At 45.0% G+C, this 18,727-nt stretch carries 12 protein-coding genes; 4 read left to right on the top strand and 8 right to left on the bottom strand.

Going from position 1 to position 18,727, the window contains the following annotated elements; all coding sequences use genetic code 11:
• Positions 1 to 135: 135 nt before the first annotated feature.
• Together ACHUFN_RS17870 and ACHUFN_RS17865 are read left to right on the top strand one after the other, a co-directional pair.
• Positions 136 to 1,326, top strand: coding sequence for an amino acid aminotransferase (locus ACHUFN_RS17870; RefSeq protein ID WP_394224013.1), 1,191 nt, complete (start codon positions 136 to 138; stop codon positions 1,324 to 1,326).
• 280 nt (positions 1,327 to 1,606) lie between these two features.
• Positions 1,607 to 3,772: a S46 family peptidase gene (locus ACHUFN_RS17865; RefSeq protein WP_394224012.1), complete on the top strand. Its 2,166-nt coding sequence runs from the start codon at positions 1,607 to 1,609 to the stop codon at positions 3,770 to 3,772.
• A gap of 59 nt (positions 3,773 to 3,831) precedes the next feature.
• On the opposite strand, the gene ACHUFN_RS17860 is transcribed toward ACHUFN_RS17865, so the two are convergent.
• The 4 genes from ACHUFN_RS17860 to ACHUFN_RS17845 all read right to left on the bottom strand — a co-directional run bounded on the left by ACHUFN_RS17860 (position 3,832) and on the right by ACHUFN_RS17845 (position 7,798).
• Entirely contained in the window at positions 3,832 to 4,290 is a 459-nt protein-coding gene (locus ACHUFN_RS17860; protein WP_394224011.1) for a YaiI/YqxD family protein, read from the bottom strand.
• 23 nt (positions 4,291 to 4,313) lie between these two features.
• The gene (locus ACHUFN_RS17855) at positions 4,314 to 5,075 is read right to left on the bottom strand and encodes an SDR family oxidoreductase (protein ID WP_394224010.1); all 762 of its coding nucleotides are present in this window, start codon (positions 5,073 to 5,075) and stop codon (positions 4,314 to 4,316) included.
• A 71-nt stretch (positions 5,076 to 5,146) separates the two neighbouring features.
• Entirely contained in the window at positions 5,147 to 5,914 is a 768-nt protein-coding gene (locus ACHUFN_RS17850; RefSeq protein WP_394224009.1) for an SDR family NAD(P)-dependent oxidoreductase, read from the bottom strand.
• A gap of 81 nt (positions 5,915 to 5,995) precedes the next feature.
• Positions 5,996 to 7,798 carry an acyl-CoA dehydrogenase gene (locus tag ACHUFN_RS17845; protein ID WP_394224008.1) on the bottom strand — a complete coding sequence of 601 codons (1,803 nt, stop codon included), beginning with the start codon at positions 7,796 to 7,798 and terminating at the stop codon, positions 5,996 to 5,998.
• A 142-nt stretch (positions 7,799 to 7,940) separates the two neighbouring features.
• Between ACHUFN_RS17845 and ACHUFN_RS17840 the strand changes: the two genes are divergently transcribed.
• A complete protein-coding gene (locus tag ACHUFN_RS17840) occupies positions 7,941 to 8,930 on the top strand; it encodes a GlxA family transcriptional regulator (RefSeq protein WP_394224007.1) in 990 nt (329 codons plus the stop codon).
• Between the two features lie 261 nt (positions 8,931 to 9,191).
• Positions 9,192 to 11,462: a TonB-dependent receptor gene (locus tag ACHUFN_RS17835; protein ID WP_394224005.1), complete on the top strand. Its 2,271-nt coding sequence runs from the start codon at positions 9,192 to 9,194 to the stop codon at positions 11,460 to 11,462.
• Between the two features lie 72 nt (positions 11,463 to 11,534).
• Here ACHUFN_RS17835 and ACHUFN_RS17830 read toward each other — a convergent pair whose 3' ends face one another.
• The 4 genes from ACHUFN_RS17830 to ACHUFN_RS17815 all read right to left on the bottom strand — a co-directional run bounded on the left by ACHUFN_RS17830 (position 11,535) and on the right by ACHUFN_RS17815 (position 18,608).
• Positions 11,535 to 11,891 (bottom strand): hypothetical protein, encoded by a 357-nt coding sequence (locus ACHUFN_RS17830; protein WP_394224004.1) that lies wholly within the window; start codon positions 11,889 to 11,891, stop codon positions 11,535 to 11,537.
• A gap of 152 nt (positions 11,892 to 12,043) precedes the next feature.
• Entirely contained in the window at positions 12,044 to 14,086 is a 2,043-nt protein-coding gene (locus ACHUFN_RS17825; protein ID WP_394224003.1) for a prolyl oligopeptidase family serine peptidase, read from the bottom strand.
• A gap of 137 nt (positions 14,087 to 14,223) precedes the next feature.
• Entirely contained in the window at positions 14,224 to 17,376 is a 3,153-nt protein-coding gene (locus ACHUFN_RS17820) for an efflux RND transporter permease subunit (RefSeq protein WP_394224001.1), read from the bottom strand.
• Positions 17,376 to 18,608: an efflux RND transporter periplasmic adaptor subunit gene (locus ACHUFN_RS17815; RefSeq protein WP_394224000.1), complete on the bottom strand. Its 1,233-nt coding sequence runs from the start codon at positions 18,606 to 18,608 to the stop codon at positions 17,376 to 17,378. The genes ACHUFN_RS17820 and ACHUFN_RS17815 overlap by 1 nt, the downstream gene beginning before the upstream one ends.
• Positions 18,609 to 18,727: the final 119 nt, after the last annotated feature.

Below are 18,727 nucleotides of genomic sequence, written 5' to 3'. Positions count from 1 at the left end.
ATGAAACTTTCGTTTACGTTTTACTAAGCACATTAATTGAAATATTTTCAACCATTAGGGGTCGTTTTTTCTACCATCGATGGCATAATGCCAGCCTGCTATCTTTTGCATACCAACGTAACGTGAGGACATATCGTGTTTGAAGTATTACCCTATCTTGCCCCAGATCCAATTCTTGGCCTGTCAGCTGCTTTTCGTGAAGACACCAACCCAAACAAAATTGATTTAGGTGTAGGCGTTTACAAAGATGAGCAAGGTAATACCCCTATTCTTTCAAGTGTTGCAAAAGCACAAAAAGTGCTATTAGACACTGAAAAAAGCAAAACCTATATCACGCCTCAAGGCAATCAAGGTTTCATCGACGGTATGTTGTCTTTGCTTTTAGGTAAGAATAGCCCTGTACTTCTTGCAGACCGCGTTGCTGCGGTTCAAGCACCAGGTGGCTGCGGTGCACTGCGTATTCTTTCAGAACTTTTGGCACGTTGTAACGACAACGCTAAAGTATGGGTAAGCGACCCAACGTGGGCTAACCATATTCCGCTTATTGGTTCTGCAGGGCTTACAATCGAAACCTACCCCTACTTTGATAAAGACTCTGCAAGCATTCGTTTCGATGCCATGATGGAAACGCTGCGTAAAACAGAAAAAGGCGACATCGTTCTTCTTCACGGTTGCTGTCACAATCCTACGGGTGCTGACCTTACCAACGCACAGTGGGATGAAGTATTAGAAGTCGCTAAAGAGCGTGAGTTCCTACCATTTATCGATGTTGCATACTTAGGCTTTGGTGAAGGCTTAGATGAAGATGCGTACGGCATGCGTTTATTGGTTGAAAACCTTCCAGAAGTAATTGTGGCGGCCTCTTGTTCTAAAAACTTCGGTTTATACCGTGAGCGCGTTGGTTTAGCCGCCATTATCACTGAAGATTCTGCAACGCGTAAAATCGCGCAGGGCCAAATTCAATCTATCGCACGCGGCATTTACTCTATGCCACCAAGCTACGGCGGTGCATTAGTTGATATCATCCTTGCTGACGAAGCGTTGAACAACGAGTGGATATCTGAAGTAAATGATATGCGCAATCGCATGAAGTCACTGCGAGCTATGCTTGTTCAGAACCTTCACGATAATGGTTCACCTAAAGATTTTAGCTTTGTGAACAACCAAAAAGGTATGTTCTCATTTTTGTGTATCACACCTGAGCAAGTGCGCGAAGTGCGTGAAAAACACAGCGTATACTTTGTTGACTCTAGCCGCGTAAACATTGCGGGCATCAATCAAGAAAACGTAGAAACGTTAGCGAAGGCACTAGTATCTGTACTTTGATCGATAATTAGTGGTTTTAGTAATTCAAAAGGCAGAGCGAAAACTCTGCCTTTTTTGTTTAGTGCCATTTGGCATTTACGCCTGCGGTAAGTAACCTAACAGTGCTTTTAATGGCCGTTAGTTACACTTACTAACAAATTCCCTTAGCTCTACTGACCCTTTCTTTTAGTACTCACTCTCGTTAATTGTTACAGTATAACAATGTTGACCTTTGCGTTAACGTAGTATTTATTAATAACGATAATTAGCATCACCCTAACGACAATAACAAGGATTCCCCATGTCAAAAGTAAGTGTGTTTTGTATTTCAGCCGCTTTACTCGGCTCTGCAATGCAGGTAAATGCAAAAGAAGGTATGTTTACGCCGGAGCAACTTCCTTCAATTGCTGGCGATTTAAAAAAGACCGGGTTAGCTATTCCCGCAAGCAGCATAAACGACTTAACGGCATTCCCCATGGGAGCAATTGTGTCTTTAGGTGGCTGCTCAGCATCTTTTGTTTCTGACAAAGGCTTGGCTGTGACTAATCACCACTGTGCTCGCGGCTCAGTGCAATACAATAGCACGCCTGAAAACAACTACTTACAAGATGGTTTTTTAGCAAAAAATATTGGGGACGAGTTGCCTGCTGCACCGGGAACGCGAATGTTTGTGACCGTTGACTTTTCTGACGTTACCGACGATGTAATCGGCGGTATTAGCGATGAAATTCAAGGTCGCGAGCGCTACGATTTAATAGAAGCAAACCGTAAAGCATTAATTGCAGAATGTGAGTCTGAAGCAGGTTTCCGCTGCTCTGTGCCTTCCTTTTTCCAAGGCTTAGAATACAAACTCATTAAACAAATGGAAATTCGCGATGTGCGTATAGCATACGCACCGGCTGACTCTATTGGTAAATACGGCGGTGACGTAGATAACTGGATGTGGCCGCGTCATACTGGCGATTTTTCTTTTTACCGCGCGTACGTAGGGAAAGATGGCAAGCCCGCTGATTACAGCGAAGATAACGTGCCATTTAAGCCAGACCACTTTTTAAAGGTATCAGCGGCAGGTCTTGAAGACGGCGACTTTGTGATGGCCGCGGGCTACCCTGGCTCGACCAACCGTTATGCGCGTTTATCGCAAGTTTCTTACACATTCGACTGGTTATACCCTACCTATTTGGAACTTGTTGATGCGTGGATAAAAACCATAGAAAACGCGTCTGAAGAAGGTAGCGATGCACGCATTAAATATGAAGCGCTTCTCGCAGGTTTAAATAACTTCCATAAAAACACGTTAGGCCAGCTATCAGGTGCAAAACGTGTGGGGTTGGTGCCTCGTCGCGCTGAGCGTGAAGAGCAATTAGCTGCTTGGCTTGATAAGAACGATAAGAGTGAATTGAAGCAAGCGCTAGCCGACTTAGATGCCGTAAGCGCTGAGCAAATGCAGATGAACAAGCAGAACTTCTGGTACAACAATCTAAGTCGTGCCCAGCTTTTGTCATCTGCGCAAACGCTTTATCGCAACGCGATAGAAAGAGAAAAGCCTGATGCCGAGCGTGAATCAGGCTTTCAAGAACGTGATCAAATTCAATTAAAAGAAGGCGTTGAACGCATTGAACGCCGTTTCGACCCCATTGTTGATCAGGCTGTATGGCAAAAAATGATCAGCATGTATTTAGAACAGCCTGAAGAAAACCGAGTTGCTGCATTTGATAAAGCAGTGGGAATTGATGGTAATACCGACAGCAAAACGCTGAAAGAAAAACTCAAAGCGTTTTACGCCAATACGTCGATGACAGAAACTGAACACCGCTTGAAATGGCTAACAGCAAGCCGTGAAGATTTTGAAAAAAGTAACGACCCGTTTATCAAGCTTGCGGTTGCACTGTTTGATACCGAAATGGCTATTGAAGATAAGAGCAAAACACTTAGCGGTAAAGCGGCAGCGCTTCGTCCTAAGTACATGAGCGCAATTATTGAATGGCAAAACTCTATGGGTAACCTTGCATACCCAGATGCGAACAGCACGCTTCGCGTTACCTACGGAAATGTAATGGGTGGTTCGCCAAAAGATGGGTTGATTTACGAGCCGTTCACCCGTCTTGAAGGTATTACTGAAAAAGACACAGGTGAAACACCGTTCGACTCACCTAAAAAGCAGCTTACGCTTATTGAAGATAAGCAATACGGCCCCTACAAGCTAGAAGCTATTAATAGCGTTCCAGTAAACTTTTTAACCGATTTAGACTCTACTGGCGGAAACTCAGGCTCAGCGACACTTAACGCAAAAGCAGAGCTTATTGGTTTGCTATTCGACGGTACGTTTGAAAGCGTTAATTCCGATTGGGATTTTGACCCAAAAACAACCCGTACCATCCATGTAGACAGCCGCTACATGTTATGGGTAATGGAATACGTTGACGGTGCAACCAACCTTATTGAAGAAATGACCATAGTAAAGTAATGGGGTCAGAGTACTTTTCTGCCCATCTCTTCTTCTGCGCTAAATTAACTCTGACCCCATTATTTTAGGTTGCGGAGCCCTTGGGTGAGTAATCGGTCTAGCGCGTTTGCGAAGTTTTGCTTGTCGCGTTGCGAGAACGCTTTTGGTCCGCCTGTATGCTCGCCGCTTGAGCGCATGGTTTCCATGAAGTCTCGCATGCCAAGTTTCTGCTTAATTGACGACTTGTCGTATTCCTCACCGCGGTTGTTCAACGCAAGCGCATTTTTCGCTAGGACATCAGCGGCTAATGGAATGTCGTTGGTGATGACCAGGTCACCTGCTTCACATTTCTCAACTATGTAATCGTCAGCAGCATCAAATCCAGAAGGGACTTGCGTGAAGGTTATGTGTTTATCTGGCGGAACAGACATGGAATGGTTAGCCACCAAAGACAAAGGCAGCTTGGTACGTCTAGCTGCCTTGAAAAGAATGTCTTTGATTACTGCAGGGCACGCGTCTGCGTCAACCCAAATATGCATGATAATATCTCGTAAGCGTTTAATTACGCTAGCATACCACCATCTACAACTACTGTCGTGCCGGTAGTATAGGTTGATGCGTCTGATACCAAGTACAATACCGTACCAGCCATCTCATCTGGGTCAGCAACGCGGCCTAATGGAATAACTTTTAGGGCGTGCTTCAGAATTTGCTCGTTCGTTGTTAACGCAGACGCAAATTTAGTATCGGTTAAGCCAGGAAGCAGTGCGTTTACGCGAATGTTCAAACTCCCGCATTCTTTAGCGAACGATTTAGTCATGCTGATAACCGCAGCCTTTGTAATTGAGTATATACCTTGCATATCGCCCGGTGTTACGCCGTTTACCGAAGCCGTATTCAAAATGACACCACCGCCCTGCTCTTTCATCATTTTGCCTGCTTCAATAGACATGAAGAAATAGCCGCGAATGTTTACGTCTACCGTTTTGTTGTAAGCACCTAAGTCGGTATCTAAAATATGACCGAAATAAGGGTTTGCCGCCGCATTGTTTACAAGAATATCTAACTGACCAAAATCGCGCTTTATTGTATTGAATGCTTCGGTAATCTGCTCCATTTCGCCCACGTGGCATGCTAGCGCCGTGGCTTTACCACCCGCATCGCGAATTGATGAAGCAACGGCTTCACAGCCATCAATCTTGCGGCTTGATACGATAACGTGCGCGCCGTATTGCGCAAGTAAACGCGCAATTGACTCGCCAATACCGCGGCTTGCGCCAGTTACCAGTGCCACTTTTCCTGTTAAATCGAACAAATTCTTCATAGTTATATCCTTAATTCTTGCTGATAAAGTGCGTTTTCTCACTTTTAAAAATAGATGTTTGCCGTTTTTATTTACGCCAGCATGCCACCGTCAAGCACGACAGACTGCCCTGTCATAAATGACGACTCATCGCTACACAGCCACGCAATAGCGTTAGCAATTTCTTCTGGCTTACCTAAGCGCTTCATTGGGTTTGCGCCAATAAGCCCTTTCTGACCCCGTTCATCAAGTTTAGATAAAACGCCCTGCACCATTGGCGTGTCTACAAAGCTTGGGCACACGGCATTTATGCGAATATTTGCCCGCGCATATTCCACCGCAGCAGATTTAGTAAGGCCTATTACGCCATGTTTGGAAGCGCTGTATGCGCTTATCATTGGCGCAGAACGGAGCCCAGCGACAGAAGCGATATTAATTATGTGACCGCCACCCGTTGCAGTCATATGCTTGAGCGCATTTTTCATGCAGAACCATACACCAGCTAGGTTTACCTGAATGTTTTTCATAAACATGGCGTCATCCACTTCGGTAAGTGGTGCTGGAAAATGATCGATTCCCGCATTATTGATAATGACGTCTATCTTGTCGTGGTGAGATAATGCCGAGTCAAACATAGCGTTAACTTGCTCAGGCTCAGTAACGTCTACCGATACCGCATAGGCTTTACCACCAGCAGCCTTTATTTCCTCAACCAACGTGTTCGCGTTTTCTACGTTTAGGTCTGCAATTCCAACTAATGCACCTCTCGCACTTAAAATACGTGCAGAAGCAGCACCAATGCCTGAACCACCGCCAGTAATAAGAATATGTTTACCTTCAACATTTGCAGCTACGTTCATCGGCCGTACTCCCGTTAAGTTAGTAAGCGCAGCCACGTTTTACAAAAGTACCAACTGCGCTTCTTTTTGTTTGTTTTGAAATTAGAAGTAGCTTGCTTTTACGTTGTTACAAGACGCTTCACGTGATGTTAAAACTTCAATATCGCGACTAACCAACGGCAGTTCCCAATTTAGGAAATATTCAGCTGCGGCCAGTTTGCCTTTATAAAAATCCATATCTTGCTGGTTAGCACCACTGACAAGCGCCTGTTCAGCAATGTTGGCTTGACGTAGCCAAATCCAGCTCACCACACAGCTTGAAAATATATTCAAAAAGCAGCTTGCATTGGTGAGTAGTACCGACTGCTTGTCTGAGCGCAAGTCTGCCGCAGCTTGTTGAATAAGCGCACCTAATTTATCTAAATAGGGTTTAAGCTTTGCTGCCAGCGCTTGAGCTCTCGGCGTTTCTGCGCGCTTCATGTCAGCGGTGACGCGAGCAAGTAAGACCTGCAGGCCTTTGCCATCGTGCTGCCATAATTTTCTGCCTAATAGGTCGAGCGCCTGAATGCCGTTTGTGCCTTCGTGGATTGGATTTAAGCGGTTGTCTCGCCAGCATTGCTCGACCGGATATTCACGGGTGTAACCCGCACCGCCTAAAATCTGGATAGCCAAATCGTTCGCTTTAGGCCCAAACTCTGAAGGCCAGGCTTTGAATACCGGCGTTAACAGATCTAAAAGCTGAGAAAGCTCGGTACGCTTTTCACTGTCGTCTTCCGTTTCCATTTCATCTATTAACATGCTGCCATATAAACACAGTGACATGCCGCCTTCACAATACGCTTTCTGTGCTAACAACATGCGGCGTACATCACCGTGATTAATAATAGGCGTTGGATCGTCTTCTGGTGCTAGAAGTGGCGCAGCACGTCCCTGTGTACGGTCTTTTGCGTATTCTAATGAGTAGCGATAGCCGCGATAGCCAATCATTGCAGCGCCGTAGCCCACCCCAATACGGGCTTCGTTCATCATCATGAACATGTAGCGTAAGCCTTGGTGCGCTTCACCAATTAGGAAGCCATGACAGTCGCCGTTTTCACCAAAGGTAAGTGCAGTAGAAGTCGTTCCTCGATAGCCCATTTTGTGAATAAGGCCTGCAAGTGTGACATCGTTGCGTACATCCGGATTGCCGTCGGCATCTAGGCGATATTTAGGTACAGCAAATAAGGAAATGCCTTTTACACCAGCCGGGCCACCCGGTATTTTAGCTAGCACCAAATGCACAATATTGTCAGAAAGCTCATGCTCTCCGCCTGAAATATAAATTTTGCTGCCCTTAATGCGAAACGTACCATCATCTTGCGGCTTTGCTGAAGTTCGAATATCAGCAAGCGACGAACCCGCATGGGGTTCAGTGAGCGCCATGGTGCCAGTAAAATCGCCGGTCAACATTTTTGCAAGAAACGCATTTTTTATTTCATCTGAAGCGAAATGTTTTATAACGTTGGCTGCCGCCGCCGTTAAAAACGGATAGGCAGTGGATGACGGGTTCGCTGCTAGAAAATAACCTGCGCAGGCGTTCATTACCGTAACAGGTAACTGCATGCCACCGTCTTCAAAATCAAAATGCCCCGCTATGAACCCAGATTCCCTGTAAGTATCAAATGCCACTTTCACGTCTTCTATCATTGATACTTTGCTACCATCAAACGTAGGTTCGTTTTTATCGGCAACCGCGTTGTGAGGTAGAAAAAGTTCTTCCGCCATCTTTTCTGCCATATCAATAACAGCATTGAATGTTTCTACGTTGTGCTCTTCAAAACGCGACTTATCGCATAAGGCAGCGGTATTTAATACTTCGTACAATTGAAATTGCATTTCACGGCGTGGAATAAGTTGATCGGCCATGGTGTTCTGTCCTCTACGAATACTTGTTAACACATTGTGTCATAATCGTTATCGTGCCATTATTGTCATTAATGACACAATAATGGCCAATCACGCCAACAATCACCGTTTGTTATTTTATTAAATAAACTGAATTACTTTTATGAATACCACCGAATTCACCGTCACTGTGCTAGGATTCAATCAAGCACTGGCATCGGCCATCACGGGCGCGCTCGATGTGTTTGCGTTTGCTGGCATCAGCTGGCAGCGAATACACAACCTTCCCACAACACCTCGATTCAAAGTGCAGCTAGCCAGCCATCTTGGTCAACAGTTCTTATGCTCTAATCAAATAACCCTTCAACCGAATATCGCCATAGAAGATGTCTCTCACACCGACATTCTGCTTATTCCTACTATTGGTGGTGACATTGACGACGTACTTGAAGAGACACTGCCGCTACGTGTTCACATTCAGCGACTTCAAAAGATGGGAGCTGATATTGCTGCGAACTGCACGGGCACATTTTTGTTGGCTCAAACAGGTTTATTAGCTGATAAAGCGGCTACAACGCACTGGGGCTATGCAGATAAATTTAAAGCAATGTTTCCCAACGTAAACCTGCAGTCGGAAAAAATGGTAACGGAAGATAATGCGGTTTACTGCGCTGGCGGTGGTATGGCTTGGATTGATTTATCTATTTTATTGATAGAGCGTTATTGTGGCCATCAGATTGCCAGCGACACGGCAAAGTCGCATGTGTTAGACGTGTCTAGAACAAGCCAGACTATTTACGCAAGCAGTCGGCAGCGGCGTTTTCACTCAGACAAAGACATTATGGCCGTTCAGTCATTTTTGGAAAAAAACCTTGAAAAAAAATGCACGCTGAGCGACTTAGCAAAACAGCATAACATGACCGAGCGCACCTTAATTCGACGATTCAAAAATGCCTGTGATATTACCCCCGGTCAATATCTGCAGTCTTTACGAATTGAACACGCCAGAAAACTTCTTGAGACATCGAGTATGCCATTGGAGAATCTGGTCAGTACCGTGGGCTATGAAGACCTAAGCTCATTCACTCGGCTATTTAAAAAAGCCACGGGTCTATCTCCCTCGCAATATCGAATAAAATTCAAACGAAATTAGACCAAGTGGTTCAGAAATTTATCAAAAATATTATCCCATTGCTTACCTTCAATCAGCACCTTTGATTGCTTTAGGTTAGCGCTATTGAGGCTGATACTAATATTCTAACGTGATACATATGCGACGAAAAAAAGCCGAATTTGCACAATTTTGAAGTTTTTATCGAAAACTTTGTGTAAAATGCAACGCCAAGCATAGATTGTTAATTTTTGTGCTAAAAACACTACAAAAGTATAAATTTAAAATCATCTTGGTGAAAACATGAGAACACACAAAATCGCCACGCTAGCGTTAGCCGTTAGTGCTGCGTTCAGCTCTTCAGTTCTTGCACAAGAGGCCGCTACGACAGAAAAAAAAGAAGCCTCACTTGAACAAATTACTGTTACTGCGCAAAAGCGTACGCAGTCAATTCAAGAAGTTCCAATCTCAATCTCTACGCTTAGCGGCGAGCAGTTTGAAAGCCTTTTCTCAGGCGGTGGTGACATTCTTGAGCTTGCTACACGTGTACCTGGTTTGTATGCGGAATCGTCTAATGGTCGTGTGGCACCGCGTTTCTACATTCGCGGTCTTGGAAACACCGACTTCGACTTAGCAGCATCTCAGCCTGTTGCAATCATGATGGATGGCGTTGTTAAAGAAAACGTAATCCTAAAAAGCTTCCCTCTTTTCGACGTATCACAAGTTGAAGTACTTCGCGGCCCACAAGGCACGCTTTTCGGTCGTAATACCACAGCGGGTATTGTGAAGTTCGATTCGAACAAGCCAACTCAAGACTTCGAAGCTTTCACTGAAGTAAGCGTAGGTAACTTAGGTACGTTTAACGCTGAAGCAGCAATTAGCGGCGGGCTTACTGATGAATTATCAGGTCGTTTCTCTGTACTTTCTCAAAACAGAGATAACTGGATTGATAATGGTTTCACTGGCGAATCTGACGCACTAGGTGAATATGAAGAATTGGCTTGGAGAGGACAGCTATTGTGGGAGCCAACTAGCTTCGACATGACTGCGCTACTGTCTGTTCACGGTCGAGATCTTGACGGCACGTCTACTATTTTTAGAGGCAACGCTTTAACTAAAGGCTCTAACGAATTCAATGCAACTTACGATCGCGATAAAGTATATTACGATGGTGGTGCGGGAAATCGTCAAAAATATACGAATGAAGGCCTTTCATTAACGCTAGATTTCTTCTTAAGCGGCGGAATGACGCTAACGTCAATTACGTCTTACGAGCAAGCTGACGGAAGCAGTCGTGGTGACATTGATGGTGGTGCTATTGTTCCTCAAGGAACTGAAGTTCCAGATGGCCTTCCTTCTGTTGATTATGTCGACTTTTTCAGCGGCAACGCAGTAACATCGTTCCCTGGTTTTATTCCATTCGGCTCTGATACCACTGACTTCCTTGATGACCTTCAGCAGGTTACGCAAGAGATTCGTCTAGCAAGCAGCGATAAAGGTGACCTTACTTGGCAGACAGGTATCTTCTTATTCGAGTCTGAATTTGACGTTACAACTGACCCTGGTTTTACCATTGCAACAGTTACTCACGAAAGTTCACTGTGGGCGGTATTTGGTCAAGCTGAATACAAATTTAATGACGCGACTACGCTTGTTGCCGGTATGCGTTATACCGACGACGAGAAGAAGATCTTCGATACTAATGGCACGGCTTCTGTACCGTTTGATCCAATCACGGTTGACGACCAACGCATTAGCGGTGATTTAAGCCTTAACCACAAACTGAACAGTGAAGTGAGCGTTTATGCTCGTTACGCGCATGGTTTCCGTGGTCCTTCTATTCAAGGCCGAGACGCTGCATTTGGTTTCGCTCCATCTGTTGCTGAGTCTGAGGTGATGGATTCTTTTGAAATTGGTTTTAAAGCCGATTTGCTTGACGATACGCTTCGCTTGAACGGTGCAGTTTACTATTACAGCATTGATGACATGCAGTTCACTGCTATCGGCGGTGCAGATGGTAACAGAACTCAGCTTATCAACGCCGATAAGGGCATTGGTAAAGGTATAGAGTTTGACGTGAAGTGGCTTGCTACGGACAATATCTTGCTGACCGCTGGCTATAGCTTTAACGACACTGAAATTGACGATCCTAATTTGTTTGTTGCGCCATGCGGTTTTGACCAATGTACCGTGACAGACCCATTAGTAAATGGATTAGCATCAGTTGACGGAAACCCGTTCCCTCAAGCGCCTGAATCGACGTTTGTGTTTACCGCTCGTTACTCTGTTCCATTTGGTGACTCTGGGGAATTCTTTGCTTTCACCGATTGGGCATGGCAAGGTGAGACGAATATCTTCCTTTACGAGTCAGTTGAATTCCAAACAGACAGCCAGTTTGAAGGCGGCCTTCGTCTAGGTTATGAAAACTTTGACCACGAATACACTGTGGCTTTGTTTGGCCGAAACATTACTGATGAGGAAAACCTTCGAGGAGCAATCGACTTTAACAACTTGACTGCTATCGATAACCAACCTCGCGTATTCGGTATCGAATTTAGAAAGAGCTTTTACTAAGTTTTTAATGCGTTCTAAGTTGAACGCATAACAAACGACAAAGCGGTAGCTGCATTCCAGCTGCCGCTTTTTTTATGCCGCCATATGCATATCGGATTGAGGCATCTGCACTAACTGCTGTAGCTTTCTGCACACCTGAACCCACCGTGCAACCTTCTGATAATAAACCTGCTCTATCAACTGCCCTTTTTCGTTAAACAAAAAGCTGGCTAGCTTTCCCTTATTTCCAGGCATGTAAAAGTGATGCACAGTGAATTGATGTGATATCGGCGCGTTTACCACTTTTTGATACATACAGAACGGCAATGCGTTTGCGCGCTCATCGCCGCCGGTAAGGCGACTGCGACGCTGAAACGTATCTGAACCTGAGTCGGTTAAAATACCGTGTTTTGAAATAAGTTGATCAACCGCTTTAATGCCAGTTTGCATACACATCTCCTAAAGGTTGCCAAATCAGCGAACCAAAATAAGACTCAAAATAAACCATACTGATATTTATACAGTATATGTACATTTGATTAAAATGCAAACAAAAAAGCCGCTATTGAAAGCGGCTTTAAATCAATTGGTAAAAATTATGACTATTCTAAAGCAGATTCTAAAAACGCCCACTGGTCTGCATAGCCTTCAATTCGCATCCAAGTTGGCGTGCCCGCGCCATGGCCCGCGCGAGTTTCAACGCGCAGCAGAACCGGGTTGTCACAGCTTTGATCAGCCTGTAGCTGCGCTGCAAACTTATAACTGTGCCACGGTACAACGCGATCGTCGTGATCGCCCGTTGTAACTAGTGTAGCTGGATAACAAATGCCAGGCTTAGTATTGTGGAGCGGTGAATATGCATGAAGTGCCTCGAACTCTTCTTTATTTTCACTTAAGCCGTAATCAGAGGACCACGCTCGGGCATTTGCGCTTGGCGTGTGATAGCGAAGCATATCTAACACCCCTACAGCAGGCAGGGCAGCAGAAAACAAATCTGGTCGTTGAGTTAACGTAGCGGCAACAAGTAAACCACCGTTAGAGCCACCTTGAATACTCATTTTGTCAGGGCTAGTGTAGCCGCTTTCAACAAGATACTCGCCAGCTGCGATAAAGTCGTCGAACACATTTTGCTTGTTTAATTTGGTTCCCGCTTTGTGCCATTTTTGACCATACTCACCGCCACCACGCAAATTGGCGATGGCCAACACATTGCCCTGCTCTACCCATACCATTCTCGATACTGAGTACCGTGGTAACAACGAGATATTAAAACCACCATAACCGTACAGTAAGGTTTTGTTATTGCCGTCTAGCTTTAACCCCTTCTTATGCACAATGAACATAGGTACTTTCGTACCATCTTTACTGGTATAAAAGACCTGCTTTGTTTCGTAATCGTCGTAGTTAATCCCGGTATTGATTGTCTTGAACAACGTTGACTCACCACTTTCTACATCGTACGCGTAAACCTGACCAGGATTGGTGAAACCAGTAAGCTTGTAAAATGTCTTTTCAGCGCTTTTGCTGCCGTTGAACCCACTTACGCTGCCAATATCAGAAAATGCAATCTCATCAACTTTTGCACCTGTTAAATCGAAAACACTCACCTGCCCTTTTACATCCTTAAGGTATCGCGCAAATAGCTTTCCGCCTAAAAGTGAAACACCTGATAAGGTGTCAGGCGTACTTTCAATAATAGTTTCAACAGCGTTAACACCGCGTGCGTATTTTACTTTAATAACTTTGCCCGTTGGCGCATCAGCAGTTGAAGTAAAGAAAAGCATGTCTTCATGCTCGCCAATTAAGTCGTAGCGACCACCCCATTTATCAAAAACAGAGACCAGTTCACTGCTCTTGTCATTAAGAGGCATTGCATAGACACCATTGGTTTCATACCCTTCAAACACTGTTATTAGCAGCGTATCGCCGTTTTGAATAACTGATGGGTAAGGGTTCCACGTTGGCTTACCGTCGAAAGCAAAAACCTGCTTATCTTCGCTTTGATCAGAACCTATTGCATGAAAATAAATAGACACCGTTTGGCTATCGTCAAAGCCACCTGCTGCATTTTTAGGGTAGCGCGAGTAGAAAAAGCCACTCTCATCGGGCAGCCACGCTACATTGGTAAATTTAACGCCTTTTATCGTGTCGGTTAAATCTGACTTACTACTGGTATTACGAACATGAATCGTTTTCCAGTCTGTTCCTCCATCAGATAGCATATACGCAAGGTACGATGCCTTAGGGCTTAGCTCTGTTGACGCCATTGAAACTGTGCCGTCTTCGCTCAACGCGTTTGGGTTAATGAGTACTTCAGGTTCGCCATTTATACCGTCTGCCATGTAAAGTACATACTGGTTTTGCAACCCATCATTGTAAGAATAAAAGAGTTTTCCGTTCACCATATACGGCGTTGAGTACTTCTCGTAGTCCCACAGCGCGGTCAATCTTTCTTTGTACAGCTCTCTAGAGGGCAATTGGGCTAAGTAAGGGCGAGCAAGTGTGTTTTGCGATTCGACCCACGCTTTTACTTCTTCGCTTTTTTCTTCTTCAAGCCAACGGTATGGATCGTTAACTGTGGTGCCGTGATAGTTATCTTTCTGTGCAACTGTTTTAGTTTCAGGGTAGCTAGACACCGCTGGCATTGTAGCACTTTGATGATCACGGTTCTCAAAACCCGCTGTTTCGGTATCGGAAGTTGAACACGCAATTAATAAGCTCGCACAGGCGGCAACTACGCCAGCGTAAATGAGATTTTTCCTTGTTTAGAAAAATGCCGGTATTAACCGGCATTCTCTATTTCGTTTTCTGTTGTAACCTGTGAATGTCTTCTTCCTTTAAACACACGCTTAATGTCGTTAAGAATAAGATAAAGTGCAGGCACTAATAGCAACGTAATAACCGTAGCAAACAAAATACCAAAGGCCAGTGAAATCGCCATAGGGATAACCACCTGAGCCTGCAAACTGCGTTCGAAGACAATAGGCATTAGCCCCATAAATGTCGTTAACGACGTTAAGATAATAGCCCTAAAACGCTGTGTACCTGCGCTTATTGCCGCATCCATCAATGACATGCCTTCTTTACGTGCACGATTTACAAAATCGACCATAATCAAGCTGTCATTCACGACAACCCCAGACAGCGCGATAATGCCGCAAATTGAAAGCACACTGACCGCCATTCCCAGTACCAAGTGCCCCACAATGGCACCCACAATACCAAACGGAATAACCGACATAATGATTAACGGTTGGCTGTACGATTTAAGCGGGATGGCTAACAATGTGTAAATTGCAAAAAGTGCAAAAAGTAGCCCTTGCATTAAGCTAAACATAGCATCAGCTTGCTCTTTAGAGTTCCCCTGCAACTGAAAATCAACACTGGGATAACGGGCCAACAAATCTGGCATTAACCCGTCAATAACATCATTGGTCACTTCAGATGGGTCTAATAATGCTTTGTCTACCACACCAGTCACGGTTACCGAACGTTTGCCATCTACACGAATGATAGAATCGAAGCCTTGGCCAACGGTAAACGTCGCTACCTGCTCAAACGGCACTTCCTGTCCATTTGGCGCGCGGATCCTCATGTTTTCAAGGTGTTCAACTGAGCTACGTTCAGCTTTGGGGTAGCGCACCATCACTTTAATTTCTTCGTCATCGCGCTGTATTCGCTGCACTTCTGCACCATAAAACCCGAAACGTACCTGTTGACCTAAATCGCGCAGCGAAATCCCTAACGCATCGGCTTGAGGTTTAAGCGCTAGCTGAATTTCCTCGCTGCCACCTGAAAAGGTGTCGTTTATATCTGTTACGCCTTCATATTTATCTAATGCTTCTTTAAGCTCGTCACTTATCGCTCGTAATGCTTTTATATCGCCTGAGCTAAATTCAAAACTAAGGTCGGAGCCACCACCTGGGCCTCCTGGCGAGCTAATATTGAATGACTTCACCCCAGGAATTTCGGGTAACTCTTCACGCCACATGTCTTGAATTTCAAAGTCGGTAAGGGTTCGCGTTTCCCCCTTAGTAAGCTCCGCAAAAATTTCGCCCCCCAAGTTACCGTTATCAAACGCGATAGCGTGCTTAATAACATTCTCGCCAGACTCTTCTGCAATCTTGTCATCCATGCGATGCATCGCTTCTCTTAACGTTGTGAGAACCTTGTCTCGCTGCCCTAGCGATGAACCAGGCTCTAGCTCGAAGCTTGCAATCATGAAATCGCTGGGAATATTTGGGAAAAACACAAAACGTACAATGCCGCCGCGAAACAGGCCCACGGTCAAGATTAACATTGCCATAAAGACAGCAACCGTCGTGTAGCGATTGCGGATTGCTTTGGCTAGGAAAGGCGCATACTTTTTATGGATAAACGTCTTGATGCCTTCGCTGAAAAAATCTCTAAATTTTTGAAACGCATTAGCCTTTTCTGGGTCGTATGGCTTTAGCTTCATATGCACCAAATGAGCAGGTAATATTAATTTTGATTCAACAAGCGAGAAAACAAGACACACAATCACCACTATGCCGATGGTTTTCCAAATTATGCCAAACGGCCCCGACACCATCAGCATTGGCGAAAATGCAGCAATAGTGGTTAGCACCCCAAACGTTGCCGGCATGGCCACTTTTTTAACACCGGCAATGACGTTTTCAGCGCTATGGCCTTTTTTATCTATTTCAGAGTACGCTGACTCGCCCATGATAATGGCGTCATCCACCACAATACCAAGCACTAGTATGAACGCGAACAAGCTCAGCATGTTGATAGACACGCCTACCATGTCTAACGGCATGACCAGCAACGTGCCAAGAAAACACACGGGTAGCCCAACAATTACCCAAAACGCGAGCTTTATTTTGAGGAACAAAGAAAGTACTAGGAATACAAGTAGAGCACCGAAGAACATGTTTTCAAGCATCATATTTAGCCGGTCGGCTAGATAAAATGAACTATCTCCCCAAGTATCGGCTGTGATATGCGCGGGAAACTCTGACTTTTTGTTATCAATATAGTTATTGACCTGCTCGGAAATCTCTAATGCGTTTTGATCGCCAACAGCTCTAACGCGCAAGCTTACCGCAGGCTTATCATCGAAAAGTGCGTACTGGTTATTTTCAATAAACCCATCATTAATATACGCCACGTCTCCTAGCGTAACACGAGTGCCATTAGCGTTAGTGAGCAAAATGATTTGCGAAAAGTCCCAGCCAGTATAGGCCTGCCCTTTCGTTCTTAGCAAAATATCGCCGTTTTCTGTTCGAATAGAGCCGCCCGGCAAATCTACGCTGGTTTGGCTTAATCGCGCCACCACGTCGGCGAATGTAAGATTGTATTTTTGTAAATCAACCTCAGAAAGCTCGACAGATATTTCATAGTCTCTGGCGCCCACCACTTGAACGCTTGAAATACCGGGTAAGTTCGCAATGTCATCGCGCAAGTCTTTAGCAAACTCTTTTAATTCCCGCTCTGAAGCATCACCATAAACCGAAAGCCAAATCACGTCCTGCTGAATTTTTTGACGGTAAATTACAGGTTTCTCTGTGTCTGCAGGAAAGCTCGGAATGGCATCCACTTGTACTTTCACTTCATCTAGCAGCGACTGCACATCGTAATCTTCTTCAACCTGAATACTTACCGTACCCATGCCTTCTACCGCGGTAGAGTTCAGCTGTTTTATGCCTTCTAGGTCCTTTATAGACTCTTCTATTTTTAAAAGAACCCCTTCTTCCACTTCCTGTGGCGCGGCGCCTAAATAGGGAACCCGCACATTTACAACGTCAATCTCGAAATTAGGGAATACTTGTTTTTGAATGGTGAACGCACCAAAAAGGCCGCCAACGATAAGCAGCCACATCAACAGGTTCGCGGCAACGCTATTGCGCGCAAACCAAGCAATCAACCCTTTGTTTGTATCTAAACGGTTCATTAGTTGCCTCCTTCGGAGGTGTTACCTTCAACTTTCTCGTTATCATCCAGCGTATCCGACTCTGCCGCGTCTGATAGCACAGGCTCGTCGCCTGGCAGTCGCACTTTCATGCCATTATAGGGATTAGGCACTGCGCTTCTAACCACCAGCGTACCTTGTTGAATACCCGAACGAATGAACACTTCTTTTGCAGTAGTACGCGCTACTTCAACGGGCTTAATTTCAATCTCTCGATTATCGTTTACCGTCAGAATGGTGTCGTCTAAGCGAAGAATACTGCGCGGTAGCACCATAAGCTCTTCGTTTTTACGAGACGTTATCTCTGCTTCAACGAACTGACCAAAACGCAGTGGCGCGTTGTGCGAAGATTCCATATTGTATGGGTCTTTGACCTCTACAATGGCATAGACCACGCGGCTTCCAGTATCTAAAATACCTTCCGAGCGCACTAAGTTTCCTTGCCAAGTACGCTTAACACCTCCTACCGATGCGGTAAGCAAAACAGGTGCATCTTCATTCGATTGACCCGCAATATTGATAAACATTAAGTCACTGTCTGTTATAGGCAGCCTAACTTCTGCGGTGTCGGTGGAATAGATAGTGCCAAGTACTGAGCCCATTGTTACAAATTGACCTAAATCGATATTTCGCTCAACCACAATTCCGTTATAAGGTGCTGTAATTTGGGTTCTTGCCAAATTGCGTTTTGCGCGCTCCAATTTTGCCTCTGCAGCCTTAACGTTCGCCTGCTCTTTGGCAAGCTGTGGCTTTCTTAAACCAAGTTCAGGCGGTGCAACGCTGCTTACCGAGCGCCATTCTTGCTCAGCTACTTTTCCACGTGCAATCTCTTCTTGCAAAGCGGCTTGTGCTTGAGCCAATTCAGCCTCGGCTAATTTTAGGTCGGTGCGATAATCATCCTGCTCAAGTGTCGCCAACACATCCCCTTTTTTAAAGGTACCGCCTGCGACAAACACATCAGACAAATTCACTACCTGCCCACTCACTTGGGCGCTTAACGCGGTTTTGTTTCTAGGTACGACATTGCCTTGAGATTTTACAATAAAGCTAACTTGCTCTGTTGTGACTTCTTTAGCGTCAACTAAAAACGCGGGGATTTCTACGGGGACTTGCTCGGGGGGCTTACGTGACTTGATCATTATAGCGGCCGCAACAAAGGCTATTAGCACGATAAACAATGGAATGCCACTTTTAATCAAGATGGAGTTTTTCATTTACTATCCCTAGGAACGAAGGTAGTCAGCTAGTATATGTCCAACGCGCTTTTTAAATGCGAGGACCAAATCGAAAGCTGATGTACAACGAATTTCTATTATTATTGTTTCAACACTAG

The sequence above is a fragment of the Alteromonas gracilis genome (assembly GCF_043642145.1).
GTDB classification, from domain to species: domain Bacteria; phylum Pseudomonadota; class Gammaproteobacteria; order Enterobacterales; family Alteromonadaceae; genus Alteromonas; species Alteromonas gracilis_B.
This window is presented reverse-complemented; position numbering and strand designations above follow the sequence as displayed.

Coding starts and splice junctions, on each gene's coding strand:
- ACHUFN_RS17865 (WP_394224012.1), top strand. CDS start 1,607: ATGTCAAAAGTAAGTGTGTTTTGTATTTCAGCCGCTTTACTCGGCTCT.
- ACHUFN_RS17850 (WP_394224009.1), bottom strand. CDS start 5,914: ATGAACGTAGCTGCAAATGTTGAAGGTAAACATATTCTTATTACTGGC.
- ACHUFN_RS17815 (WP_394224000.1), bottom strand. CDS start 18,608: ATGAAAAACTCCATCTTGATTAAAAGTGGCATTCCATTGTTTATCGTG.
- ACHUFN_RS17860 (WP_394224011.1), bottom strand. CDS start 4,290: ATGCATATTTGGGTTGACGCAGACGCGTGCCCTGCAGTAATCAAAGAC.
- ACHUFN_RS17840 (WP_394224007.1), top strand. CDS start 7,941: ATGAATACCACCGAATTCACCGTCACTGTGCTAGGATTCAATCAAGCA.
- ACHUFN_RS17845 (WP_394224008.1), bottom strand. CDS start 7,798: ATGGCCGATCAACTTATTCCACGCCGTGAAATGCAATTTCAATTGTAC.
- ACHUFN_RS17830 (WP_394224004.1), bottom strand. CDS start 11,891: ATGCAAACTGGCATTAAAGCGGTTGATCAACTTATTTCAAAACACGGT.
- ACHUFN_RS17835 (WP_394224005.1), top strand. CDS start 9,192: ATGAGAACACACAAAATCGCCACGCTAGCGTTAGCCGTTAGTGCTGCG.
- ACHUFN_RS17825 (WP_394224003.1), bottom strand. CDS start 14,086: ATGCCAGCGGTGTCTAGCTACCCTGAAACTAAAACAGTTGCACAGAAA.
- ACHUFN_RS17855 (WP_394224010.1), bottom strand. CDS start 5,075: ATGAAGAATTTGTTCGATTTAACAGGAAAAGTGGCACTGGTAACTGGC.
- ACHUFN_RS17820 (WP_394224001.1), bottom strand. CDS start 17,376: ATGAACCGTTTAGATACAAACAAAGGGTTGATTGCTTGGTTTGCGCGC.